Annotated in this window: 28 protein-coding genes; 21 read left to right on the top strand and 7 right to left on the bottom strand. The window is 67.4% G+C overall.

Features of this window, described 5'->3' with window-relative positions; translation table 11 throughout:
• Nucleotides 1–7: 7 nt before the first annotated feature.
• Complete coding sequence (locus EJO69_RS06350; RefSeq protein ID WP_126040313.1) at nt 8–1,384, bottom strand: TrkH family potassium uptake protein; 1,377 nt, start codon at nt 1,382–1,384, stop codon at nt 8–10.
• A gap of 183 nt (nt 1,385–1,567) precedes the next feature.
• Here EJO69_RS06350 and EJO69_RS06345 point away from each other — a divergent pair, with 183 nt between their 5' ends.
• Genes EJO69_RS06345 through EJO69_RS06300 form a run of 10 tightly spaced genes read left to right on the top strand, consistent with a single transcriptional unit; the run spans nt 1,568 to nt 8,031 of the window.
• Complete coding sequence (locus EJO69_RS06345) at nt 1,568–1,777, top strand: helix-turn-helix domain-containing protein (protein WP_126040311.1); 210 nt, start codon at nt 1,568–1,570, stop codon at nt 1,775–1,777.
• A 60-nt stretch (nt 1,778–1,837) separates the two neighbouring features.
• On the top strand, nt 1,838–1,936 hold the full coding sequence (locus tag EJO69_RS06340; RefSeq protein WP_005504750.1) for a 30S ribosomal protein bS22: 99 nt from the start codon (nt 1,838–1,840) through the stop codon (nt 1,934–1,936).
• 12 nt (nt 1,937–1,948) lie between these two features.
• Entirely contained in the window at nt 1,949–2,245 is a 297-nt protein-coding gene (locus EJO69_RS06335) for a glutaredoxin family protein (RefSeq protein WP_211331369.1), read from the top strand.
• Nucleotides 2,246–2,281: 36 nt separating this feature from the next.
• Nucleotides 2,282–2,731: a MarR family winged helix-turn-helix transcriptional regulator gene (locus EJO69_RS06330; protein WP_126040309.1), complete on the top strand. Its 450-nt coding sequence runs from the start codon at nt 2,282–2,284 to the stop codon at nt 2,729–2,731.
• Between the two features lie 38 nt (nt 2,732–2,769).
• Nucleotides 2,770–3,438, top strand: a complete 669-nt coding sequence (locus EJO69_RS06325) for a histidine phosphatase family protein (RefSeq protein ID WP_126040307.1) — start codon at nt 2,770–2,772, stop codon at nt 3,436–3,438.
• On the top strand, nt 3,438–3,971 hold the full coding sequence (locus tag EJO69_RS06320; protein WP_126040305.1) for a TlpA family protein disulfide reductase: 534 nt from the start codon (nt 3,438–3,440) through the stop codon (nt 3,969–3,971). The genes EJO69_RS06325 and EJO69_RS06320 overlap by 1 nt, the downstream gene beginning before the upstream one ends.
• Entirely contained in the window at nt 3,968–4,729 is a 762-nt protein-coding gene (locus EJO69_RS06315; RefSeq protein ID WP_245993511.1) for a cytochrome c biogenesis CcdA family protein, read from the top strand. The genes EJO69_RS06320 and EJO69_RS06315 overlap by 4 nt, the downstream gene beginning before the upstream one ends.
• The gene (resB, locus tag EJO69_RS06310) at nt 4,729–6,255 is read left to right on the top strand and encodes a cytochrome c biogenesis protein ResB (protein WP_245993835.1); all 1,527 of its coding nucleotides are present in this window, start codon (nt 4,729–4,731) and stop codon (nt 6,253–6,255) included. Before EJO69_RS06315 ends, resB begins: the two co-directional genes overlap by 1 nt.
• Nucleotides 6,252–7,136, top strand: coding sequence for a c-type cytochrome biogenesis protein CcsB (ccsB, locus tag EJO69_RS06305; RefSeq protein WP_126040301.1), 885 nt, complete (start codon nt 6,252–6,254; stop codon nt 7,134–7,136). The genes resB and ccsB overlap by 4 nt, the downstream gene beginning before the upstream one ends.
• A gap of 10 nt (nt 7,137–7,146) precedes the next feature.
• Nucleotides 7,147–8,031, top strand: coding sequence for a hypothetical protein (locus EJO69_RS06300; protein ID WP_126040299.1), 885 nt, complete (start codon nt 7,147–7,149; stop codon nt 8,029–8,031).
• Here EJO69_RS06300 and EJO69_RS06295 read toward each other — a convergent pair.
• Both EJO69_RS06295 and EJO69_RS06290 read right to left on the bottom strand, forming a co-directional pair.
• The gene (locus EJO69_RS06295) at nt 7,995–9,035 is read right to left on the bottom strand and encodes a hypothetical protein (RefSeq protein WP_126040297.1); all 1,041 of its coding nucleotides are present in this window, start codon (nt 9,033–9,035) and stop codon (nt 7,995–7,997) included. The genes EJO69_RS06300 and EJO69_RS06295 overlap by 37 nt on opposite strands.
• 34 nt (nt 9,036–9,069) lie before the next feature.
• Nucleotides 9,070–9,423, bottom strand: a complete 354-nt coding sequence (locus tag EJO69_RS06290; RefSeq protein WP_126040295.1) for a PLD nuclease N-terminal domain-containing protein — start codon at nt 9,421–9,423, stop codon at nt 9,070–9,072.
• A 50-nt stretch (nt 9,424–9,473) separates the two neighbouring features.
• Here EJO69_RS06290 and EJO69_RS06285 point away from each other — a divergent pair, with 50 nt between their 5' ends.
• A complete protein-coding gene (locus EJO69_RS06285) occupies nt 9,474–9,737 on the top strand; it encodes a DUF4229 domain-containing protein (RefSeq protein ID WP_126040293.1) in 264 nt (87 codons plus the stop codon).
• Between the two features lie 24 nt (nt 9,738–9,761).
• Here the strand turns inward: EJO69_RS06285 and EJO69_RS06280 are convergent, their stop codons facing one another.
• From EJO69_RS06280 to EJO69_RS06270, 3 genes are read right to left on the bottom strand one after another with little or no spacing between them, the layout of a single operon-like run.
• Entirely contained in the window at nt 9,762–10,631 is an 870-nt protein-coding gene (locus EJO69_RS06280; RefSeq protein ID WP_126040291.1) for a 1,4-dihydroxy-2-naphthoate polyprenyltransferase, read from the bottom strand.
• Nucleotides 10,631–11,710 carry an AMP-binding protein gene (locus EJO69_RS06275; protein WP_126040289.1) on the bottom strand — a complete coding sequence of 360 codons (1,080 nt, stop codon included), beginning with the start codon at nt 11,708–11,710 and terminating at the stop codon, nt 10,631–10,633. Before EJO69_RS06275 ends, EJO69_RS06280 begins: the two co-directional genes overlap by 1 nt.
• Nucleotides 11,707–12,687, bottom strand: a complete 981-nt coding sequence (locus EJO69_RS06270; protein ID WP_126040287.1) for a 1,4-dihydroxy-2-naphthoyl-CoA synthase — start codon at nt 12,685–12,687, stop codon at nt 11,707–11,709. Before EJO69_RS06270 ends, EJO69_RS06275 begins: the two co-directional genes overlap by 4 nt.
• 33 nt (nt 12,688–12,720) lie before the next feature.
• Between EJO69_RS06270 and EJO69_RS06265 the strand changes: the two genes are divergently transcribed.
• From EJO69_RS06265 to EJO69_RS06255, 3 genes are all read left to right on the top strand, one after another.
• Nucleotides 12,721–13,710 carry an o-succinylbenzoate synthase gene (locus tag EJO69_RS06265; RefSeq protein ID WP_126040286.1) on the top strand — a complete coding sequence of 330 codons (990 nt, stop codon included), beginning with the start codon at nt 12,721–12,723 and terminating at the stop codon, nt 13,708–13,710.
• Entirely contained in the window at nt 13,707–15,296 is a 1,590-nt protein-coding gene (gene menD / locus EJO69_RS06260; RefSeq protein ID WP_164519886.1) for a 2-succinyl-5-enolpyruvyl-6-hydroxy-3-cyclohexene-1-carboxylic-acid synthase, read from the top strand. Before EJO69_RS06265 ends, menD begins: the two co-directional genes overlap by 4 nt.
• A gap of 571 nt (nt 15,297–15,867) precedes the next feature.
• On the top strand, nt 15,868–17,055 hold the full coding sequence (locus EJO69_RS06255; protein ID WP_126040283.1) for a S1C family serine protease: 1,188 nt from the start codon (nt 15,868–15,870) through the stop codon (nt 17,053–17,055).
• A 96-nt stretch (nt 17,056–17,151) separates the two neighbouring features.
• Here the strand turns inward: EJO69_RS06255 and EJO69_RS06250 are convergent, their stop codons facing one another.
• The gene (locus EJO69_RS06250; RefSeq protein ID WP_126040281.1) at nt 17,152–18,390 is read right to left on the bottom strand and encodes an isochorismate synthase; all 1,239 of its coding nucleotides are present in this window, start codon (nt 18,388–18,390) and stop codon (nt 17,152–17,154) included.
• Nucleotides 18,391–18,437: 47 nt separating this feature from the next.
• On the opposite strand from EJO69_RS06250, the gene EJO69_RS06245 reads away from it, so the two are divergent.
• The 7 genes from EJO69_RS06245 to nuoE all read left to right on the top strand — a co-directional run bounded on the left by EJO69_RS06245 (nt 18,438) and on the right by nuoE (nt 24,288).
• Nucleotides 18,438–19,151 carry a demethylmenaquinone methyltransferase gene (locus tag EJO69_RS06245; protein ID WP_126040279.1) on the top strand — a complete coding sequence of 238 codons (714 nt, stop codon included), beginning with the start codon at nt 18,438–18,440 and terminating at the stop codon, nt 19,149–19,151.
• Nucleotides 19,152–19,251: 100 nt separating this feature from the next.
• Complete coding sequence (locus tag EJO69_RS06240; RefSeq protein WP_126040277.1) at nt 19,252–20,526, top strand: geranylgeranyl reductase family protein; 1,275 nt, start codon at nt 19,252–19,254, stop codon at nt 20,524–20,526.
• A gap of 109 nt (nt 20,527–20,635) precedes the next feature.
• Complete coding sequence (locus EJO69_RS06235; protein WP_126040275.1) at nt 20,636–20,995, top strand: NADH-quinone oxidoreductase subunit A; 360 nt, start codon at nt 20,636–20,638, stop codon at nt 20,993–20,995.
• A gap of 11 nt (nt 20,996–21,006) precedes the next feature.
• The gene (locus tag EJO69_RS06230) at nt 21,007–21,561 is read left to right on the top strand and encodes an NADH-quinone oxidoreductase subunit B (RefSeq protein WP_126040273.1); all 555 of its coding nucleotides are present in this window, start codon (nt 21,007–21,009) and stop codon (nt 21,559–21,561) included.
• Nucleotides 21,558–22,259, top strand: a complete 702-nt coding sequence (locus tag EJO69_RS06225) for an NADH-quinone oxidoreductase subunit C (RefSeq protein WP_126040271.1) — start codon at nt 21,558–21,560, stop codon at nt 22,257–22,259. The genes EJO69_RS06230 and EJO69_RS06225 overlap by 4 nt, the downstream gene beginning before the upstream one ends.
• The gene (locus EJO69_RS06220) at nt 22,259–23,614 is read left to right on the top strand and encodes an NADH-quinone oxidoreductase subunit D (protein WP_126040268.1); all 1,356 of its coding nucleotides are present in this window, start codon (nt 22,259–22,261) and stop codon (nt 23,612–23,614) included. Before EJO69_RS06225 ends, EJO69_RS06220 begins: the two co-directional genes overlap by 1 nt.
• A complete protein-coding gene (gene nuoE / locus EJO69_RS06215) occupies nt 23,614–24,288 on the top strand; it encodes an NADH-quinone oxidoreductase subunit NuoE (RefSeq protein ID WP_126040266.1) in 675 nt (224 codons plus the stop codon). Before EJO69_RS06220 ends, nuoE begins: the two co-directional genes overlap by 1 nt.

Raw genomic sequence — 24,288 nt, 5'->3', positions numbered from 1 at the left:
ATCATAGCTACCCGATGATCGGCCGTTCTTCGGGGAAGCGGATCTGGCGCTGTCTCTCTCGCATGGCGAGGGCGGCCGCGAGAGTCATCGTGCCGAGCCTGCCCGTGAACATGAGGAGGATGAGGACGAGCTTGCCCGCGGTCGGCAGGCCGGGGGTGATGCCGAGGGACAGCCCGCACGTACCGAATGCTGATATGGCTTCGAAAAGGACGGCCTCGAGCGGCAGGTCGGTGATGAAGACGAGGGCGAGGGTGCTCGCGCCGACGAGGGTCGAGCCGAGGAAGGCCGCCGAAACGGCGAGGCGCAGCGACGAGTTGGGAATCCGCCGGCCGAAGGCGACCGTGTCCCTGTCGCCCCGGGCCTCGGAGATGATGGCGAGGACAAGGACGGCGAAGGTGCCGACCTTGATGCCACCGGCTGTCGATGCGGAGCCGCCGCCGATGAACATGAGGGCGTCGAAGATGAAGAGGGTCGAGCTGCTGAGCTCGGACATGTCGAGCGTGGCGAGGCCGGACGACCGCACGCTGGTGCCGTGGAGGAGGCCGGCGAGGATCTTCTCGTCGCCGTCGAGTCCGCCGATGCTTCCGGGGTTGCCCCATTCAAAGAAGAAGAAGGCCAGCACCCCGCCGAGCCAGAGGATCATGTACGTCGAGACGGTCAGCTTCGTATGGAGCGAGAGGTACCGGGGGCGGCGCCAGTTGCGGTGCAGGTCGCTGATGACGGGGAAGCCGATCGATCCAGCTATGGTGCCGACGATGATGGGGATGCAGAACAGCCAGTCGCCGACCAGGGGCTCGAGGCCGCCCTCGACTATGGTGAACCCGGCGTTGTTGAAGATGGACACGGACATGAACATCGAATGCCAGATCGCCTCGAGCATCGGCTCGCCCATCGACAGGAACGAGGGCACGAGGATGGCGGTCAGGATGATCTCGGCTGAGAGGGAGACGACGAGCACGGCGGTGATGAGGGAGCCGACTTCGCCGAGGCGGGACTTCCTCTCGGTCGCGGCGAGCATCCGCTGGGTGAGGCCGATGCGATGCGAGACGGCACGGCCGAGGATGGAGGCGAGCGTCATGACCCCGAGTCCGCCGATCATCATTGAGATCATGATGACGAGGTGGCCGAAGGTCGTCCATGAGAGGGCGGTGTCTACCACCGATAGGCCAGTGACGCACACGGCCGACGTCGCCGTGAACAGGGCGTCGATGAACGTGGCGCTGCCGGGGCCCGAGTACGCGAACGGCAGCCACAGGAGGAGGGTGGCGGCGGCGATGATCGATGCGAAGACGATGAGCGCAAGCCGGGCCGGCTGGTCGCGAGCGATCGCGTCCACTCGGCTGCGGAAACCCGCGCCGTGCTGTCTGTCACGCTCGGCCGTCATCGCGCCTCCCTGATCGGATGATCTGAATCTACCCCCAGGGGCGGGGGACGGGTGCTCCCACCGAGGAGCATCGGAGAAATCAGTGCGCAGATCGGCACCACTTACTCTATGATGATCGAGAGCATAACTCTTACGGACACCCGTTCAGAAATGGCGGGAGGTCACTCATGAGAACGGAAAAGTATGTCGCAGGTACCCCCGTCGGCCCCTCAGTTCATGACGGTGGCTGAAGTCGCGGAGCTGGCGCGCGTGTCGCGGATGACGGTCTACCGCATGGTCCACGCCGGTGACCTGCCCGCCGTTCGCGTCGGCAACTCGTACCGGGTCCCGACAGAAGCTGTTGATGAATTGCTCTCAAAAACCGCCTTCGACGCCGACGAGCGTCACGCATAGACAGCGGACGCGGTAGGATCTCCGGGTGACCATCCGTCGCCCTGATATTGGAGGTAACCTATGGGTTCCGTGATCAAGAAGCGCCGCAAGCGTATGTCCAAGAAGAAGCATCGCAAGCTGCTTCGCAAGACTCGTCACCAGCGCCGCAACAAGAAGTAGCGCAGGAGCTTCGTGGGTCCGGCACGTCCGGGCCCACAGCTTATGTACACGCTGATCGTCCGCCCCGGCTGTCACCTGTGTGAACAGGCCGAACAGTCCCTCGCCGAGCTTGAAGAGGAGCGCGGCCTGGACTGGCGCGCCATCGACATCGACACGGACGCGGCCTTTGCTCAGTACTCCGATGATCTTCCGGTCCTCCTGCGGGATGGCCGGCCGGTCGCGCGACTGACGTCGTCGAAGGCCGCCCTCGCGCGGGCGACGCAACCGAATCTGTGGCAGCGTCTCGTAAGTAGTTTACATATCAATTAGTTTTGGTAGAATGGTCCTGACCAAGGAGTATTCACCATGTCTGATGTCAAATGGCTTGCGGCCGATGAGCAGGTTGCCTGGCGCAACTATCTGCGCGGTTCGGCGCGCCTCAACGCCCAGATCGGCAACGACCTCTTCGAGGTCCATCGGCTGCCCCTCAACAAGTACGAGGTCCTTGTGCGCCTCTCTGAGAGTGAGGGCTGGACGATGCGGATGTCGGACCTTGCCGACGATCTCGTCCACTCCCGCAGCCGCCTCACCCGCACCGTCGCCTCCCTCGAGGAGGAGGGCCTCGTCGTGCGCGAGGCCTGTTCAGGTGACGGCAGGGGTCGCAACTGTCGGATGACAGAGAGGGGTTTCGAGCTCCTCAAGTCGCTGGCCCCCGACCATGTCGACTCCGTGCGCAGGCACCTCGTCGACAAGATCGGACGCGAGGACCTGCTCACCCTCGGCCGGATCATGGACCGGCTCCTCGACGAGGACTGACGTTCTGATTTCCCAGCTCGGTGTGGCAGTGTTGACCTATGGAATTGACGACCATTCACCTCGTTCGCCACGGCGAAGTGGACAACCCGACGGGAATTCTCTACGGTCGCAGGCCAGGCTTTCGACTCACCCCGCTCGGGCGAGCCATGGGCGAGGAGGTCGGCAGAGCCTTCGCTGAGCGCGACATCCGCTACGTCGCCGCATCCCCCCTCCAGCGAGCGCAGGAGACGGCGGAACCGACAGTGGCAGCGACCGGCCTTCCGATGGAGATCGACGATCGGCTCATTGAGGCGGACAACAAGTTCGAGGGAATCGCGGTCAACAAGAACAGGGCGGTCCTCGCCCACCCTCGGTACTACTCCTGGTACAGCAATCCGCTGCGCCCCTCGTGGGGCGAGCCTTACACCGAGATCGTCCGACGCATGAGCGGCGTGATCGTTGAGGCCCTCGACCGGGCCCGCGGCGGCGAGGCCGCACTCTTCTCCCATCAGCTCCCGATCTGGACGATGCGGAGATTCGTTGAGAGGAAGCCGCTCGCGCACGATCCGCGCAGGCGCCAATGCGCTCTTGCCTCGGTCACGTCTCTGACGTTCGCGGATTCCCAGCTTCTCGCTCTCGACTACTGGGAGCCCGCCGGTGAGCTCCTCGGGACCGCGGCCGACATGGTACCCGGAACCTCGGCGGCCGCTGAGGCGAAGGGGGCGTAGTGCGGAAGCTCGCCATGCTTCTCCTCCTGCCGCTGCTCGCGGCCTGCAACAGCGCCATCCAGGGCACCGAGTATTCCGGCGGGGACGCGAACTACGTTCTGTGGCCCGCATCGGAGCGGGCCGAGCCCGTCGAGGCGACGGGCACGACCTTCGACGGAGACGAGATCAACCTCGCCGATCTGAGGGGCGAGGTCATCGTCATCAACACGTGGTACGCGGCCTGCCCGCCCTGCCGGGCCGAGGCGGCCGATCTCAACGCCATCGCAGAGGACTACGCCGACGAGATCACGGTCATCGGTGTCAACACGCGCGACAATCGGGCCGCGGCCGAAGCCTTCGAGAGGTCCTTCGAGACGCCGTACGAGTCAATCGAGGGCCGCAACGGCGCCTTCATCGCAGGCCTTGAGGGAGCGGTCCCGCTCCAGGCGGTCCCCACCACTCTCATCCTCGACGCGGAGGGCAGACCAGCCGCCCGCTACATCGGCCAGATCGACCCCCAGATCGTGCGAGGCATGATCGACGACACGCTATGATGCCGATGGCCGCGGCCGACTCTTTCGTCGGAGCCGTCACCGCAGGTCCGATGCTGCTCGCGCTCGGCGCGGCGATGATCGCGGGCCTCGTGTCATTCGCGTCGCCCTGTGTGCTTCCACTCCTGCCCGGCTACCTCGGCTACTTCTCCTCCCTGGCGCCCTCGACGGCGGCCGAGGGTCGGAGCTGGCGCCTTGCCGGGGCCGTCTCGCTCTTCGTCGCCGGATTCTCCGCGGTCTTCGTGCTGCTCGGAGTCGTCTTCTCGGCCGCGGGGGCGCGTTTCGCCCAGTACCAGGACACGATCATGGTCGTCGCGGGCGTTGTCATCATCGTCATGGGCGTGGCCTTCCTCGGCGGGCTGCCGTTCATGCAGAGGACGACGCGACTGCAGCTGCAGAAGCGGGGTGGCCCCGTCGGAGCGCTCCTGCTGGGGGCTGTCTTCGGCCTCGGATGGACGCCGTGCATCGGCCCCACGCTGGCGGCGGTGCTCTCCATGTCCTTCTCGACGGGCAGTGTCCAGCGCGGCACGATCCTCACGATCGCCTACTGCATCGGACTCGGCCTGCCTTTCATCGCCGCCGCGCTGACCGTCAACCGGTCCACGCGGGCCCTCGCGTGGCTGCGCCGCCACTCGCGGGGCGTGCAGATCTTCGGCGGCGTCGCCCTTATCGCCGTCGGCATCCTCATGGTGACCGGCTGGTGGTCCGACATCATCGGCTGGGCGGCGAACCTTTCCGGGCAGACAGAATTGGTGGTGTGATGGAGACGATCCGCACGGAGCGCGATACCCCGGCAGGTTCGCCGGCCGGGATCGGCCTCAAGGGCTGGCTGCGGTGGGGGTGGCGCCAGCTGACTTCGATGAGGAACGCCATCATCATGCTCCTCCTCCTCGTCATCGCCCTCATCCCCGCCTCGCTGCTTCCGCAGAAGCGACAGGACCCCGTGCTTGCCGAGCAGTGGATCGAGGACAACGGTGTGTGGGGGACGATCCTCGATGCGCTCGGCTTCTTCAACATCCTCACCGCCCCATGGTTCGCGGCGATCTACATCCTTCTCTTCATCTCCCTCGTCGGCTGCATCGTGCCGCGCTCCTTCAGCCTCGCCCGCGATCTCAGGAGCGGTCCGGGGCGGGTTCCCGGCCGACTCGACCGCTACGAGACCCACAGGTCGGTCGCGACCGACCTGTCGGAGGATGAGGCGCTGGCCCTGGCGGAGTCGAGGCTCCGCGGCTACCGGACGGTTCGCCGCGATGGCGGGATCTCCGCCCAGAGGGGCTACCTGCGCGAGGCCGGCAACCTGGTCTTCCACATGTCCCTCCTCGGCCTCCTCATCGTCTTCGGGCTGTCGCAGGCGCTCTCCTTCCGCGGGCAGGCCATCATCGTCGAGGGGGAGACGTTCGCGAACTCGGTCCTCACGTACGACACCTTCGAGCGCGGGCTCCTTGTCGACGAGGAGTCGCTGCCGCCGTACCGGGTCACGCTCAACGAGATGAGGCCCGAGTTCTATGAGGACGGTACGCCGTCCGCCTTCATGGCCGACGTGACGGTGACGATGGCGGGGGAGGAGACGGATGAGATCATCCGCCCCAACGAACCCCTCGACATTGAGGGCACGAACGTCTATCTGTCCGGCAACGGCTACGCGCCCAGGATCCGCGTCACCGATTCGGCGGGCAACGTCGGCCTCGACGACTATGTCGTCCTGCCCGACATCACCCAGACCTACATCTCCACCGGCGTCATCAAGGTCCCCGACGTGACCGAGGGGGAGCAGCTCGGCTTCCAGGCCACGCTGTTCCCGACAGCCCGGACCCAGGACGGAGTCATCGTCTCCGTCAATCCAGACGCCCTCAACCCCGTCCTCGTGGCGACGACGTGGGTGGGCGACCTCGGGCTCGATGATGGTGTGCCGCAGAACGTCTACCTGCTCGACACCGAGAACCTCGAGCTCGTGACAGAGCCTATCGGCGAGACCGACATCGGTGTGCTCACGACGCTTGCCCTCGGCGAGAAGGCCGACATCCCCGGCGGTCACGGGACGATCGAGTTCGTCGAGCTCGCCCGGTTCGCGGCGCTCGACATGCGCTACGATCCGACTCTGGGGTGGATGCTGGTATTCGCCGTCCTCGGGCTCGGCGGGCTCGCGACCTCGCTGCTCATGCCCTCCCGCCGCGTGTGGGTCCGGTACAACAGCGGTGTCCTCCACGCCGCCGCGATCGGCCGCAAGGGCGATGAAGGGCTGGAGAAGACCGTGTCCGCTACGCTATCCCTCGAGGAGGACTCATGAATCTTGAGAACATCAGTCTGGTCCTGATCTACGGGGCGATGGGGGTCTACACGATCGGCATGATCGCATTCGCCATCGACCTCACATCCGCGGATCGCGGCGGCACCCGCCGGGCCGGCAACATCGGCATGACCGTCACCGTCCTCGCCTTCGTCCTCCACCTATCGGGGACGGTTCTGCGGGGTGTCGCGGCGAGTCGCGTCCCCTGGGCGAACATGTACGAGTTCACGCTGACCTTCACGTGCGTGGCCGCCGGCGCCTACCTCGTGCTCGCCCGAGGCCGCGACCTGCGGTCCCTCGGAGCATTCGTCAACGGCCTCGTCCTGCTCTCGCTCGGCATGGCCGTCGCGGTCCTCTACGTCCGTGTCCAGGGCACCCCGCCGATCCTCGACAATTACTGGCTCGTCATCCACGTGTCGACGGCGACGATCGCCATGGGCCTGTTCGCCTTTGGCGCGCTCCTGTCGGCGCTCCAGCTCGTCCAGCTCCGTCAGGAGTCCAAGGCCCTCACCGCCTCCGACGGGTCGACCGTCGTCGAGGAGCGCCCGAGCCGCTGGCGCGCACTGCCGAGCGCGGCCGAACTCGAGCAGGGCGCCTTCCGCATCACCGTCGTCGGTTTCCTCCTGTGGACGTTCACCCTCATCGCAGGCGCGATCTGGGCGGAGCACGCGTGGGGCCGGCCCTGGAACTGGGACCCGAAGGAGACGATGTCCCTCGTCGTCTGGGGCTTCTACGGCGCCTACCTCCACGCCAGGTCGACTCGCGGCTGGGAGGGTAAGAGGGCCGCCTGGCTCAACGTCATCGGCATCATCGCCCTCTTCATCAACTACTACGTCATCAACTTCTTCGCGGACTCGCTCCACTCGTATGCGGGGGTCTAGCCCTACCCGGGTGGCGGCAGCTTTTGCGGCCGCCGCACTGCTGACAGGATGCGGGTCAGCCGACGATCTGAAATCCCGGTGGCTCGTCCTTCCGCAGCCGCCCGAGACCATCACCCGCTTCGGTCCGGGAACAGCTGAGATCGCCGACATCAGGCTCGCGGACGAGCAGTTCTCCGTCCAGCTTCTCGACGCGTTCGACGAGGGAGCATTCCCCGAGAGCGATGCTGACTTCCCACTGGCATTCGACGACGGCCGGGCGACCGTCGAGCTGACCGATGGCGAGGTGCCGGTGACGGTGCGACTCAGCTTCGCCGAGGACGACGTCTACTACTCCGATGCGAACGGGGACAGTTTCCAGGACGCGCTCATCGTCCTCGATCAGATCGTCCTCTATGACGCCGCGGGCGGCGCGGATCGCGAGGCGACCGACGAACGCCGCAGCACCGGTATCCTCGCCCTCACCTTCTCAGAGGGGTCCATCGGCGACGCCTACTATCTCAACGTCGGCCCCGTCGACGCCGTATCGGCGATCGAGGGCGGGTTTACGATGACGACTGGCCGGGTCGATGGTCTGCGCGACACGATCGAGATCGGCTGGCCCGAGGGAGTGCCTGTTCGGATCGACGACCATGGCGGTGCGATTCAGTGCAGCCGGTCGATCGCCGAGATCGAGAAGGCATTCGAGGAGCGTCCGACCGAGCTCGACATGCTGACCGCCGCTCCCGGCCGCAGCGAGATCACAGGGTACGTCGAGCAGGCGGCATTCCCCCTGCCGGCGGATCCCGACATGACGCGGACGAAGGGCTTCGACCGGATGGTGTTCCTTCTCGACGGCGGTGACGTCACCAGGTGGACGGACTACCGCTGCGGCTGGACAGCATCCTCCGACCTGTAGCCGAGCCGCGCGAGCCGGTCGATCGCCCAGCCGATCGCGCCCATGATCGGGACGTTGATCGGGGAGTACAGCGCGTAGGCCGACAGGTGCGTGGCGTCGGCGCCGACCCGGACGTGACCCGACGCCCAGACCCCCGCCGCGAGCACGATGACGGAGCCGCACATGAAAGCAACCGGCAGGCACCAGCGGCCGGATTCGGCGCAGTGCCGCCGCCATGCGATGGAGGCGATGATGACGGCGATCGCTCCGACCGCGAGGCAGATGAAGGGCCAGGCGCCGCCCCGCATGGCGACGAGCAGGTCCGTCCCCGATTCGCTCGGCCCCCCGATCGGGGACAGGTCGAAGCGCCAGTGCACGAGACCGCCGTGGATGCCGGCCCAGATCGCCGCGGCAATATTGCCCACGAACATCCAGGAGGCGGCTCCGTACTCACGGGTGATCGTGGCCGCCGTGCAGAGGACGATCGCCGGGACGAGACCCGTTGCGAGCACGTGCCGGAAGGTGAAGAGCCACGCCGGGTTCGCGCGGTGGGCGGACTCCCTGCCGGCCGCCGCCGAGATGGTGCCGACGGCGAGTGCGCCGGCGGCGAGGAGGAAGAGGTTCGTCGTCATCTCCGGACCGTCGGGACTGGTGGTCGAGTCCGCCACGAACCAGGCCGCCAGGCAGCAGATGAGGAGCACCATGCCGGAGCTCGCGGCGGCGAGGAGACGGTCGGCGGATTCCCAGTGGGGACGCGTCGACTCCGATCTGCGGTGGGCGTGGAAGAGGATGACGGCGGCGAGCCCGGTGAGGACGAAGGGTACGGCGGCGAGGGTGAAGCTGATCTGGCCCACCGGCAGGTCGGCCTCGGCGATGATGAAGCCGCCGAAGGAGCCCAGGGCTGCCACGAGCGAGCCGAGTAGGAGCGGGACGTCGTGGCCCGCCTCGTGCTGAATCGAGGTGAAGACCCGTGTGGCGGAGGCGGCGAGGACGGCGACGAGGTAGACGGCAGAAAAGGCAGCCACGGGAGAACCCACAACTGCCTTGACGTCGAGACTGTCAGCTGGTTTCGGGCCCGTTCTCATCCTCGTGTTCTCTCAGCCTCCTGTCGTACTGAGCCCTCCGCAGCTCCTCCTCCAGACTCCGGAGGAAGTCAGGGTCGTCATCGGGTGCGACAGGTCCGGGCGCGGCAGGCCGACGCTGCGGGCCGCCCGCGGGGCGGTCCTTCGAGTTCATCACGTAGTTGGCGACGAGGAAGATGATCGAGCCGACGACAGGCGGCAGGATCGTGAAGATGACCCACACCCACTTGTTGATGCCTGCCGGGGTCCGCCTCGGATTCATCCGAAGCGCGACGATGAATGCGTACACCACAATGGCGACGAGAAGTATCACGGCGATCAGTCTAGGCACTCTTCCATCATAGGCGATTGACCAGGTCACGGTCACGGTAGGCTTGGGCCGTGAGCATCCTCAAGTACACCCTTATCCGGCTTGCGCTCATCGCCGCCTTCGCCGGACTCTTCTCCCTGCTCGGGATGAGATCCTATCTCCTCGCCTTCGCCGCGATCCTCTGCGGCGCCCTCGCAGGCTTCATCTTCTTCCCCCGGCAGGGCCAGGAGGCGGCAGGAGAGGTGGAGAGGCTTGCGACTCGCCGGCCGAAGGCGACGAGCTCGACGGACGAGGATGTCGAGGACGAGATCGTCGAGGGCGACCCCGAGGCCTGACGGACGCCCAGACGGCTGGTCCGATCAGACGGCGAGCCCGATGAGGAGTAGGAGGCCGTAGCCGAGCTCGATGAGGCCGGTGTCCCGCAGGACGACGATGAGGTCGCGGCCCTGTGCGCCCGACAGGACTCTGGTCGACTGGGCGGCGACGGCGGGCGCGAGGATGAGCGTGAGAAGCGCCCACGGCGACCACACGGCGATGAGGAGCGCAAGGAGGAGCGGGATCACGAGCATCGCGACGTAGGCGAGACGGGCCCGACGATCGCCCATCCGCACCGCGAGCGTATTCTTCCCGACGAGCGAGTCCGTGGGGATGTCGCGGATGTTGTTGACCATGAGGAGCGCGCAGGCGATGAGGCCGACGCCGGTGGCGCCCAACCAGGCCGAGGCGGGCAGCTGGCCCGCCTGCGTCCACGTCGTGCCGAGCGTCGCCATGAGGCCGAAGAAGAGGAAGACGAACACCTCGCCGAGGCCCATGTACCCGTAGGGCCGCGATCCGCCCGTGTAGTACCAGGCGGCGATGACGGCGAGGACGCCGGCTGCGAGAAGGCCCCAGGCGCCCGAGACGGCGATGAGGATGAGACCGAGAAGGCCGCCGAGCGCCAGGCTGGCGAAGGCCATGAGCTTGACGGTGCGGGGCTCGACGAGGCCGCCGCCGGTGAGCCGGGGCGGACCTGTGCGGACGTCATCTGTGCCCCGCACCCCATCGGAGTAGTCGTTCGCAAAGTTGACGCCAACCTGGAAGGAGAGCGCCACGCCGGCGGCGAGCAGGGCGCGCGGGATTGAGCCGCTGCCGACCTCGTAGGCGGCACCGGTGCCGATGAGGACGGGTGCGACCGCCGCGGGCAGAGTCCGCAACCGGGCCCCCTCGAGCCAATCCTTGAACGCTGCCACTACCGTCCCTTCCGAATCATCTGTGCAACCAGCCGCCGATCGACTTTACCGGAATCCCGCAGCGGGAGAGCCTCGAGTCCGAGTTCGGCGGCGGAGATCACCTCCTTCGGCGCGTACTCCGCCCCGAGGCGCAGCTTGGCCTGCTTTCGAATCCGCCTCGCATCGGCCCTGCCCTCGGTGACGAGGACAAGACGCTCCCCCCATTCCTCATCGGGCACACCGACCCCGACGGAGGGGGTGCCGGTGAGTTCGGCGACGAGGTCCTCGAGAAGGGTCGGCATGATCGTGAGGCCGCCCGTCGTGATCGCGTCATCGATCCGCCCGAGCACCGTCAAACGGTCCGTGATCTCGCCGGCGTCGTTTGTGACGAAGCGACCATCGAATGAGGCCTGTCCCGCGTACCCGAGTGCGACGACGGGGCCCTCGATGATGATCCGTCCCTCCTCGAGGGCGATCGTCGTCTCCCCGATCGGCCGGCCGTCATAGACGCAGCCGCCGCATGTCTCGGTCATGCCATACGTCGTCACGAGGCGCAGGCCGCGCTCGCGGCTCTCGGCGAGGAGGGCGGCCGGGGTCGCCTGCCCGCCCACGAGGATCCGGTCGACACTCGTGAGGGCCTCACAGAGTGCGGGATCGGCGAGGACGCGCCGCAGCTGGGTCGGGACGAGGGAGAGATAGCACCTGCCATCTGGAACGGGATTGCCCACGGTGTAGGGAAGCGGCTCGAGTCCCGCGAGGACCGAGCGGAGAACCGTCTGCAGGCCGGCGATGTGGTGGACGGGCAGGGAGGCGAGCCAGCGCCCGTGACCGCCGAGCGCCTCGGCCGTGGCCTCGGCCGAGGCGATGATCGAGGGCCAGCCGATCTCGACGAGGCTGCCCGTGCCCGTCGACGATCCGGAGGTGCGCAGGAGGAACGCGGTGCCGGGGCGGGATTCCACCTGCTGAACATCCGTCTGCCCCGGGGCGACGAGCATGATCGGCTCGGGCAGGAGTCCCGCGCGGTGGTCGGCCAGCGACCGGGTCGCGGCCTGGGCGAGTGCGTGAATACTGTCGGGGTCGGTGCCCCCTTCGAGGATCATGCGTAGTAGGGGAACGCCGACCAGTCGGGGTCCCTCTTCTCAAGGAAGGAGTCGCGACCCTCGGCAGCCTCGTCGGTCATGTAGGCGAGTCTCGTGGCCTCGCCCGCAAAGACCTGCTGGCCCGCGAGCCCGTCATCGGCCAGGTTGAAGGCGAACTTCAGCATCCGAATCGCCTGCGGCGACTTCGACGTCACGATCTGTGCATACTCCCAGGCCTTCTCCTCGAGCTGATCGTGGGGGACCGCCTCGTTGACGACGCCCCACGCCGCGGCGTCCTGCGCCGAGTACTCGCGGGCGAGGAGGAAGATCTCGCGGGCACGCTTGTCACCCGCCTGACGGGCGAGCAGAGCTGAGCCGTAGCCGCCGTCGAAGGAGCCGACGTTCGCATCCGTCTGCTTGAAGCGGCCGTGTTCGATCGATGCGATCGACAGGTCGCAGACAACATTGAGCGAGTGGCCGCCGCCCGCCGCCCATCCCGAGACGGCGGCGATGACAACCTTCGGCATGGTGCGGATGAGGCGCTGGACCTCGAGGATGTGGAGGCGGCCCGCCTTGGCGGGATTGATCGTGTCACGGGTTCTCGCGTGCTCATCGGGGGTCTCCCCGCCGTCGTAGCGATAGCCGTCTTTTCCGCGGATCCGCTGATCGCCGCCCGAGCAGAACGCCCACCCGCCATCCTTCGGCGAGGGCCCGTTGCCGGTGAGGATGATCGCGCCCACGTCCGGGGTGAGCCGGGCATGGTCGAGCACGCGGTAGAGCTCATCGACCGTCTCGGGGCGGAAGGCGTTGCGCACCTCGGGCCGGGCGAAGGCGATCCGGACCACCGGCAGGTCGGTCTCGGACACGATCGTGTCGCCCTCGAACTCGCGCCGTACACCGCGGTGGTAGGTGATGTCGGTCAGCTGGAAGCCGTCGACGTCGCGCCACCGCCTCGGATCGAAGGTCTCGGATACGGACACGGGAAGTGAAAGCGTCATGGCGCTATTGTGCCACTTCGCTAGTCTTAGCTCATGCGTGCCGCAAGCCTCCCCCTGCCCTGGCGGGTCTACCGAACCCGCCTGACCACCCGCTTCCGCGGGCTCGACCATCGCGATGGTGTGCTCATCCAGGGTCCGGCGGGGTGGGCCGAGGTCTCGCCATTCTGGGACTATGACATCCCCGAGTCCGCGCCCTGGCTCGCCGCCGCCCTCGAGGCCGCCTACCTTGGGTATCCCACCCCCGTCCGGAGTGCCGTGCCCGTCAATGTGACCGTTCCCGCGACGAGCCCGGATCGTGCCCGCGAGATCATCGCCCGCCGGGGCGGCTGCGAGACCGCCAAGGTCAAGGTCGCAGAGAAGGGCCAGACCCTCGACGACGACCTCGACAGGATCGCGGCCGTGCGCGAGTCGTTCGGTGGCAGGATCAGGGTGGACGCCAATGCTGGGTGGGATGTCGACACCGCGATCCGTGCCATCCCGCTGCTCGACAAGGCCGCCCGCGGGCTTGAGTACGTCGAGCAGCCCGTCGCCTCGGTCGAGGACCTCGCGACGGTCCGCGCCGCCGTCAATGTGCCCATCGCCGCGGACGAATCGATCCGCCGCGCGGAGGACCCCTACAGGGTCGCCGAACAGGACGCGGCCGACCTCATCATCTGCAAGGTCCAGCCGCTCGGCGGCGTCCGTGCCTGCCTGCGGCTCGCAGCCGACATCGGCCTGCCCGTCGTCGTCTCCTCCGCGCTCGAATCCTCCGTCGGTATCGCCGCCGGCGTCGCGCTCGCGGCCAGCCTGCCCACCCTCGACCATGCCTGTGGCCTGGCGACCGTCCAGCTGTTCGACCGGGACGTGGCGAGCGAGAGCCTCGTGCCCACCGATGGCAGCCTGCCGGTCCGCCGGGTCGAGCCGGACACCGTCCCACCCGGGGATGCGGAGTTGGAGGAGCGCTGGGCTGAGAGGCTTTCGGCCATGTGGGACCATCTCGCCGCGACCCGGGACATCGGCGAGCTGACCGGGGGTGTGCTGTGAGCTCCCAGGCGGGCGCCGCCGCCGTCCTGCGCGCGCTCCTCGGCATCGGCGTGCGCCGCTTCGTCCTCTGCCCCGGCTCCCGATCAGCGCCGCTCGCATACGCGCTGCGAGAGCTCGAGATGCTCGACGCGATCACCCTCCACGTCGAGACGGACGAGCGGGTCGCCGGCTTCGTCGCGCTCGGCCTCGGCCGAGCATCGGGTGAGCCGGCGGCCGTCGTCACGACATCGGGCTCGGCCGTCGCCAATCTCCACCCGGCCGTTATCGAGGCCTACCATTCCGGCATTCCCCTCATCGCACTGACCGCCGATCGTCCGGTCCGCATGAGGGGGAGTGGCGCGAACCAGACGACGGACCAGGTGGGACTGCTCGGCCCGGGCCTCGTCGGCGAGATCGACATCTCGGCGGAGGATGCCGCCGACCGGCCCCACCTGCTCGACGCGGTGCTCGACGAGGTCCGTCGCGGCCCCATCCATATCAACCTCTCCTTCGAAGACCCGCTCACCCCCGATGGTCCGTCGTTCACCGCCGCGCCGACCATCCCGTCCTTCACGGTGCCGATGGAGGAGCTGGAGCGAGAAGCACTCGACGATCGACCGACCATCATCGTGGCCGGTCCAGGTGCGCCCATCGATGAGCTATTAGGCAGGAGCGGCTCCGCGGGCGTACCGATCCTCGCCGAACCGGCCGCAGTCCAGCGCGGGCTGCCCGGCGCGATCCCCGCGGGGCGAATCGTTCTCGGGCACGTCGATTCCGAGATCGAGCGCGTCATCATCGTCGGTCATCCGACGCTCTCCCGCCCCATCACCCGCCTCATCTCTCGGACCGATATCGAAGTCCTCTCGGTCCGCACCGAGCCGGTGCCCACCGACCCGGGCCGGGTGGCCCGCATCCTCGAGGCCTTCCCGAAGATCGAACCGCAGGAGGAATGGCTCGCCCGATGGCAGCGGGCCGGGGCCGCGGCCCACGCCGCTGGCCGCGAGGCGCTCGGCGATGATCTGGATGCACTGACGGCGAGCGCCGCCATCGCCGACTCCGGCGGGGACTGGTTCCTCGGAGCCTCCAACATCATCCGCGACGTCGACCTGCTCGCCGGTTATCCGCAGGCTCGGTTCCATGCGAGCAGGGGACTGGCCGGCATCGACGGGTCAGTCTCGACGGCCCGGGGCATGGCCCAGATCATCCCGGGCATGAAGGCCGCGGTCGGCGACCTCACCTTCATCCACGACCTCGGCGGTCTTGTGCTCACGCGCGGTCAGGAGGAGCCACCGATCGATGTCATCGTCCTCGACGATGGCGGGGGTGGGATCTTCGCGACCCTCGAGCACGGTGCGCCGCAGCACGAGCAGTACTTCGACCGGGTGTTCCGCACCGCGAAGAGCATCGACATCATCGCGGCCGCGAGAGCCCTCGGGTGGACCGGGGTTGATGTCCACTCCCTCGATGAGCTGATGGACATCCTCGCCGAGCCGGCCGCGCGCCGTGTGATTCGCGTCGCCTGCGAGAGGCCCGTTGACGAGGTGCGCCATCGTCGCGACCGCGTGGCGCGGGCCATGTCCCACGCCGCGGAGCGAGCGGCCGGCTGAGGCTCCAGGCGGCGCACAGATTTCCTGAAGTGATTTAGCAGAACTGGGGAGTTGACTGACCCCATCGAAGAAAGGACCACCAGTGACGAGCAACGGACCGGGCGGGTGGAGCGCCGATGGGCGAAGCGGAGACGACCAGGAGGACCTGGCCGCGCCGCGGGATCAGATCGAGCGCTCCGGATCGTCGCCCCACGCGCCGGGTGAACACCACGGCCGCTTTATGCCGCCGGCGAGGTCAGAGGGCCAGACGGCGACGTCCGATCATGCGCCCGAATGGGGTGGACGCGCCACCGGTCGCCAAGACGATGCAGCCGGTCGCCAGGACGACGCCACCGGTCGCCAGGACGATCCGACGAGTCGATTCGGCGTGCCTGGACAGCCGACCGACGAGACCAGGCGAGCGGCTTCTCGGCCGGCCCCACAGGCCTCGGCTCCCACGTCCCGTGGGCCGGTCCCGTCCGCAGGGCACAGCGCGTGGTCACCACACGGCGCCACGGCGTCCGCTGGGCACACACCGTCCGCAGGCCAGGGAGCTGCACCCGGTACGGTGCCGCCCACAGCGGGGCCGGCGATGTCGGCGCAGCAGGCGAACCGCTACTCCGATCGGCCGGGAGCCCGGCCCGGCTACTCTCCCACAGCAACGGGTGCCTACCCCGCAGAACCGCGGCGCGGGCGTCGGGGTGCCGGCGCGGGTACGGTTGCGCTGGCCGCCCTCGTCGCCGCACTGCTCGGCGGCGCCGGCGGCGCCGGTATCGTCTACGGGCTCATCGAGCCCACGGGTGAGCAGGCGACCGTGCGGCAGTCGACTGAGGTCCGGACCATCGCCTCCGACGGAGCGGTCAACTGGGCGGCCGTCGCGGAGGAGGTGCGACCGTCGGTCGTCGCCATTGAGTCGATGACGGATACGGCCGGATCGACCGGCTCCGGCGTCATCATCGACGGTGAGGGTCGCATCATCACGAACCACCATGTCATCGCGGGTGCGCGGCAGATTCTCGTCACCCTCTCGAACGGCACGATCATTGAGGCGGACGTCGTCGGCTCCGATGCATCGACCGATATCGCCGTTCTCCAGCTGAGGAGCGTGCCCGACGGACTCTCGCCGGCGAACCTCGGGACGTCGGACAACCTCGTCGTCGGTGAGCCGGTCGTGGCGATCGGCAACCCACTCGGACTGTCCTCGACGGTGACCACCGGCATCATCTCTGCCCTCGACCGTCCGGTCGTCACGCGGGAGGACTCCTCGGCGGATGCGGTCGTGACGAACGCGATCCAGATCGACGCGGCGATCAACCCCGGCAACTCCGGTGGCCCGCTCTTCAACGCGGCCGGAGAGGTCATCGGCATCAACTCATCGATCGCCTCCCTGTCGAATGCGGATGGGGGTACGGCCGGATCGATCGGCCTCGGCTTCGCCATCCCCATCGACCTGGCGAACAGAGTCGCGGTCGACCTCATGGACGACGGCTCGGTTGATCACGCCTTCATCGGCGTGACAACGACGTCGGAGGTCGTTTCGGTGGACGGCAGCAACCAGGTCGCCGCCCGCGTCGTCGAGGTGTCGCCCAACTCGCCCGCATCCCAATTCGGCCTGCAGCCGGGGGACGCGATCCTCTCGATCAACGGCGACCGGCTCGCCTCGAACACGGCGCTCACCGGGTTCGTGCGGCAGTACGCGCCGGGCGAGACCGTCGTCCTGGAGATTGCCCGCAACGGTGACGTCTCGGAGATCGAGCTCGTCCTCGGACGGCGCGGCTAGAAAGCCTGGTGCCGCGGCTGGGGTGCCGTCACCTCACGTCAGCCGCGGCACCCGGAGTCGACGAGCTCTGACGAGACCAACCCTGTCCCGCGGCGATTACGCGGTGGGCCGGCTGAAGGCGTGGAGCACGGCGGAGAACTTCGCCTCGGTCTCGGCGAGCTCCTGTTGGGGAACGGATCGGTCCATGACGCCGCCACCCGCGAGGGCGCGGGCACGGTGCGGGTCCGTCGGGTCGATCTGTGCGCATCGGAGCGCGAGCGCCCAATCGCTGTTGCCCGCCGCATCCATCCACCCGACCGGCGCGGCGTAGCGGCCCCGGTCGAGCCCTTCGATCCGAGCGATGACATCGAGGGCGAGATCCGTCGGTGTGCCGCCGACCGCCGCGGTTGGGTGCATAGCGCCTGCGGCGGTGAGACCCGTCCACCCCGGTGCGAGATCCGCCTCGAAATCGGTCGACAGATGGACGACATTCGGCAGGTGAAGAATTGTAGGGCCGTCGGCCCGGACCGGGCCCGACGCCTGGAGGTCGATGGCGTGGAGGACGGAATCGGAGGCGTAGCGGTGCTCCGCGATGTCCTTCGCGGACGAGCGCAGCGCATATTCGGCGGCCTCGTGGCCGCCCGTCGTCGGCCACGACCCTGCGAGCACCCGTGTCTTGAGGTGGCCGCCGCGCACCGACGCGAGCATCTCCGGAGTCGCTCCGGTCAGGCCGTCGATGCAGAACGTCCAACAGGATGGGAAGGCGCTGGCCAGCCGAGCCGTGAGGAGTCGCTCGTCCATGGGCCTCTCGGAGACGATGGCGATGTCGCGGGCGAGGACGACCTTCTTGATATCACCGTCGGCGAGGATCTCGACCGTCTCGGCGACGGCGTCGATGAAGCGGTCCTCGTCAACCTCGCCGGGGCCCCAGACGACCCGCCCGAAATCGGCGATCGGCTCCGGCTCCTCGATCTCGTCCGACTGGGCGGTGTCCTCGGCGGGGGAGATGAGGGTCTCCCAGGCGCCGTGCTCGTTCCAGCCGCGGATCCGGGCGGGGATGGTGAGCGTCGAGGCGTCGGCTGATTCATCGGAGAAGGAGAAGGTGCCGAAGGCGGCGAGCCCGGTGCCGGGGCTCTGCACGGTGTCATCGATCGTCGATGCGGCCGCGAGGGAGTCGAACCACTCCTGTGCCTGGCGGAAACGGTCGGGACCGGAGAAGGTCTGGGACGCTGCCAGGCCCCAGCCGACCATGCCCCCGCCGTGGCCGACCCAGATCATATTGCCGCGTGGCTGCGGAACATCGCCGGGGCTTGGGCGGCGCTCGGCGGGCCGGGTGACGGCGCGAAGTGAAGTCATGACGGGCACGGTTAAGAAGCTTACTGCTATGGGTCCATAATGGACACATGAGTCGAGCCACCCTGAAGAAAGATCCGCGCGATGTCGCGGGCATGTTTGACGACGTCGCCAAGCGGTATGACATCACGAACACCGTCCTCAGCCTCGGACAGGTCTATGTCTGGCGGGCGGCGGTCCGTGAGGCCCTCCGCATCACCCCGGGGATGAGGGTCCTCGACATCGCGGCCGGCACGGGGACGTCCTCGGCCTCCTACGCGGAGGCGGGCGCCGACGTCGTGGCGCTCGACTTCTCGATCGGCATGGTCGAGGTCGGCAAGGAGCGGATGCCGGAAATGGAGTTCATCGCCGGCGACGCGACCGCCCTTCCGTTCGCGGACAACACGTTCGACGCGGCGACGATCTCCTACGGGCTGCGCAACGTCCACGATCCCGATCTTGCGCTGCGGGAGATGCTGCGGGTGGTCCGCCCCGGCGGCACTCTTGTTGTCTGTGAGTTCTCGACTCCGACGTGGCGACCGTTCCGCGAGGTGTACAACTTCTATCTCGGCACGGTCATGCCGGCCATCTCCTCCGTCGTCTCCTCCGATGCCGAGGCCTACAGCTATCTCATGGAGTCGATCCTCGACTGGCCGAACCAGAAGGACTTCGCGGCGAGGATCCAGCGGGCGGGCTGGCGCAGCGTTGAATATCGGAATCTCAGTGGCGGTATTGTCGCCGTCCACCGCGCCACGAAGCCGGACACACAGGACACAACGAATTAGACAACGGCGGGCTTCTGTAAAGAAACACACCCGTCATTGTTTCCCGGGAAAAATACGCTGATAGGATAACGCGGATGGTGAAAGGACAAGAGTGGATCAGATGAGGCTTGACGAGATGGCAGACGTGATCGTCGTAGGCGCCGGTCCAGGCGGCTCAGCCACCGCTCACTATCTCGCCCAGACGGGACTGACGGTGATCGTCCTCGAGAAGGGCACCTTCCCCCGCGACAAGATCTGCGGCGACGGACTCACTCCGCGCGCAGTCGCCGAGATCATCCGAATGGGCATCAACACCGACGGCTGGATCCGCAACTATTCTCTCGTCGCCCACGGCGGCGGTCATAGGATCGAAGTCCCGTGGCCCGAGCTCAACTCGATGCCCAGCTACGGCATGGCCCGCGCACGCGGCCAGTTCGACCACGACCTCGCCAAGCGGGCCGTCGAATCGGGAGCCGACCTGCGCGAGGGGATGACGGTCACGGGCCCGATCATCCACGAGCGCTCCGGCCGCGTCATCGGCGTTGAAGCTCGCCCGAAGGGCGCCGACCGCAAGGCCCCGCCCCTGCGGTTCCTCGCACCCGTCGTCGTCGACGCGGGCGGCGTCTCAGCCCGGCTCGCGACCTCGGTCGGCAGGGAGAAGATCGTCAACCGTCCGATGGGCGTGGCCACACGCACCTACTTCAGGTCACCGCGCGCGGACGAGCCCATCATGGAATCGCACCTCGAGCTGTGGGATGGCGAACCGGGCCGCTCGAACCTCATGCCGGGCTACGGCTGGGTGTTCCCGCTCGGGGAGGGCCTCGTCAACGTCGGCCTCGGCTCCCTCTCGTCGACGGCGAAGCCGACCGGCATCGACTACCGCCGGCTCTTCGACACGTGGATGTCGAACGTCCCCGAGGAGTGGGGCTTCACGCCCGAGAACCAGGTCGGCCAGGTCAGGGGAGCGGCGCTTCCCATGGCATTCAACCGCGGCCCCCACTACGGCAACGGGCTCCTGCTCGTCGGCGACGCGGGCGGCATGGTCTCCCCGTTCAACGGCGAGGGCATCGCCTACGCCATGCAGTCGGGACGCCTCGCCGCGGACTTCATCGCCCAAGCGCTCGCCCGCCGCACCCTCGGCCAGCAGGACCGCGTCCTGCGGCAGTACCAGGAGGAGCTGCGCTCGGAGCTCGGCGGGTACTACACGCTCGGCCGGATCTTCGCCTCTCTCATCGAGAAGCCCGAGATCATGCACCTGTGCGTGCACTACGGACTGCCCCGCCCCACCCTCATGCGTCTCGTCATGAAGCTGCTCTCGGACGGCTATGACCGCAGGGATGGCGACTGGATGGACAGGCTCATCACCGCGCTGACGAAGGCGGTGCCGTCCGCGTGACCGCCCAGACACCGAGGCGCGCCTCGGGCGCCAAAAAATACGACTACGCTGGAACTGTGAATTTTGCAGGCGCGCTGTGCCTGCGGGTTTTCTGCTCGATGGAGGCGAAATGAACCCCTATACACCGCTGCTCCTCATGATCGCGATTGCGGCTGTGGTTGCCGTGCTCGGTCTCGTCGGGACCGGCTTCCTCGGCCCCAAGAGGTACAACCGCGTCAAGCTGGAGAATTACGAGTGCGGCGTCGAGGCCACACCGAACGCGGGCTCTGCCGGTCGCTTCCCGATCAAGTACTACCTGACCGCGATGACTTTCATCATCTTCGACATCGAAGTGGTGTTCCTGTACCCCTGGGCGGTGTCGTTCGAGAGACTGGGAGCTTTCGGGCTCATCGCCGTACTCACATTTGTTTTCCTGATCACCGTGCCCTTCGTCTACGAATGGCGCCGCGGCGGCCTGGAATGGGACTGAGGAGATAGACCATGGCACATGACGACGATGCATCCCCCGGCATCATGCTCACCACCCTCGAGGCGGTCGCCGGATGGGGTCGCTCGAGTTCCCAGTGGCCCGTCACGATGGGCCTCGCCTGCTGCGCCATCGAGATGATGGCCGCGGGCACGCCCCGCTTCGACATGGCGCGCTTCGGCCTCGAGGTGTTCCGCGCCTCGCCCCGCCACGCCGACCTCATGATCGTCTCCGGCCGCGTCAGCCAGCGCATGGCCCCGGTCGTCCGCAACATCTATGACCAGATGGCCGACCCCAAGTGGGTCATCTCTATGGGTGTCTGCGCCTCCTCGGGCGGCATGTTCAACAACTACGCGATCGTCCAGGGCGTCGACCACATCGTGCCCGTCGACATCTATCTGCCCGGCTGCCCGCCGCGCCCCGAGATGCTCATCAACTCCGTCCTCGAGCTGCGCAAGCTCATCCGGGACGAGAAGTTCTTCGGCCACAGGAAGGCCATCGCCCGCCGCGCCGAGCAGGCCGCGCTTGCGGCGACACCGACGCACGAGATGAAGGGACTGCTCCCGTGACCGACAACAGCGAGCTCGCCCGGGGATCGCGCCCCAAGCTCGACATCGTCCACGCCGATCACGCGATGTGGGGTGTCGAGGGCTCCGGCGACACGTCCGGCTTCGACACGTTCCGCCGGACCGTGACGATCGCGCCGCCCGCGGTGCGCCCCTACGGCTCCTGGTACGATGAGGCCGTCGACATCCTCATCGAGCTCCTCACGGCCGAGGGTCTCAACCCCGATGAGGTCATCGAGAAGGTCGTCGTCGACCGCGGCGAACTCATCCTCTTCATCGTCCGCGAGCACTCGCCCACCGTTGCGAAGATGCTGCGCGACGATCAGGACCTGCGCTTCGAGCTGTGCCTCGGCACGTCCGCCGTCCACTACCCGGCGGACAAGGGTCGTGAGCTGCACGCGCACACAGCGCTCTTCTCCATCACCCATAACCGCCAGATCTCCATCGAGGTCGTCGCCCCCGACGTGGATCCGCACATGCCGTCCCTCGTGGGCGTCTACCCCGGCAACGACTGGCACGAGCGGGAGGCGTGGGACCTCATGGGCATCGTCTTCGATGACCACCCGGGCCTCACCCGCAGCGCCATGCCCGATGACTGGGTGGGTCACCCCCAGCGCAAGGACTACCCGCTCGGCGGCATTCCCGTCGAATACAAGGGCGCGGTCATCCCGCCGCCGGATACCCGGAGGAGCTACAACTGATGTCAACGACAGAATCCCGGTTCTACGCCACCCCCGGCGCAACCGATGAGGAGATGAACGCCGCTCCTCAGCATCACGCCTCCGGCGGCGACTGGTCCGACCTGAGTGCCGAGGCCGAGCGCCTCGGCGAGGAGCGGATCCTCGTCAACATGGGCCCCGTCCACCCCTCGACGCACGGCGTCTTCCGCCTGCTGCTCGAGCTCGACGGTGAGTATGTGCGCGAGCTCCGCTCGTCGACCGGCTACCTCCACACCGGCATCGAGAAGAACATGGAGTACCGCAACTGGGTCCAGGGCGTTGCCTTCTGCACGCGCATGGACTATGTCGCACCGTTCTTCCAGGAGGTCGGCTACGCCCTCGCCATCGAGAAGCTGCTCGGCGTCACCGATCAGATTCCGCGCAGGGCGAGCCAGATCCGCGTCCTTCTCATGGAGCTCAACCGGATCGCCTCGCACCTCGTCGCCATCGGCTCAGCCAACAACGAGCTCGGCGCGACGACGATGATGACGCTGGCGTTCCGCGCCCGTGAGGATATCCTCCGCATCTTCGAGCGGATCACCGGCCTGCGCATGAACCACAGTTACGTGCGCCCGGGCGGCCTGCCCGACGACCTGCCGGACGGCACGATCGACTACATCCGCGAACTCCTGCCGAACGTCCGCGCGACGATCTCGGAGATGCAGGACGTCGTCGTCCAGAATCCGATCTTCAAGGCCCGCCACGTCGACATCGCCACCCTCTCGGTGCCCGCGATGATCGCCCTCGGGATGACCGGCCCGAACCTGCGTGCCGGAGGCCTGCCCTTCGACCTGCGCAAGTCCCAGCCCTACTGCGGCTACGAGAACTACGAGTTCAATGTCCCCGTGCTCGACAAGTCCGATGCGTACAACCGTGCGGCCATTCGCTTCGCGGAGGCCTACGAGTCGCTCCACATCGTCTACCAGGTCCTCGAGGATCTCGAGGAGTCCGAGGGCGAGCCGGTCATGATCGACGACCCGAAGATTGCGTGGCCGTCGAAGATGACGATCGGCAACGATGGTCAGGGCCAGTCGTTCGAGCACATCAAGGAGATCATGAACGACTCCATGGAGTCGCTCATCCACCACTTCAAGCTCGTGACCGAGGGCTTCCCCGTCCCGGCCGGCCAGGTCTATCAGCTGGTCGAGCATGCCAAGGGCACGCTCGGCGTCCACCTGGTCTCGTCCGGCGGCACCCGCCCGTACCGGGCGCACTTCCGCGACCCCGGCTTCTCCAACCTGCAGACGCTCGGCATGATGAGCGAGGGCGGCATGCTCTCGGACGTCATCATCGCCCTGGCTTCTATCGACCCCGTGATGGGAGGCGTTGATCGCTGATGTCCGACTCGTACACAGCGGAGGCCGAGGCGCGGCTCCGCGATGACATGGCCCAGATCATTGCGAGGTACCCCGGTGCCCGCTCTGCTCTCATGCCGATGCTCCATCTCATCCAGGCGGAGGACGGCTACGTCTCGCCGCGGGGCATCGCCGTCTGCGCCGACGTGCTCAACCTGACCCGCGCGGAGGTCTCGGCCGTCGCGACGTTCTACTCCCAGTACCGCCGCCGCCCCAATGGGGAGTACAACGTCGGAGTGTGCACGAACGCCCTCTGCGGCGTCATGGGCGGAGAGATCATCTGGGATCGCCTGTCCGACCACCTCGGCATCGGTCATGACCAGACCACAGCGGACGGCCGCATCACGCTCGAGCAGCTCGAGTGCAACGCCGCCTGCGACTACGCACCGGTCATCATGGTCAACTGGGAGTTCTTCGACAACCAGACCCCGACCTCGGCGATCGAGCTCGTCGACAGGATCACGGCAGGCGAGGATGTTCATCCCACCCGCGGCGCCGACAAGGTCCACACATTCAAGGAGATCTCGCGCGTGCTCGCGGGATTCGAGGACGGCCACGTCGATGAGGGGCCCGCTGGCGGGCCCGCCTCGATGGTCGGCCTCCGGTACGCCCGCGAGCGCGGCTGGACCGCACCGCAGACTGTTGGGGAGGAATAG

This window comes from Flaviflexus salsibiostraticola, from assembly GCF_003952265.1.
In the GTDB taxonomy this organism is placed as follows: domain Bacteria; phylum Actinomycetota; class Actinomycetes; order Actinomycetales; family Actinomycetaceae; genus Flaviflexus; species Flaviflexus salsibiostraticola.
Note: the sequence above shows the minus strand (reverse complement) of the source record. Positions and strands in the feature narration are given on the sequence as shown.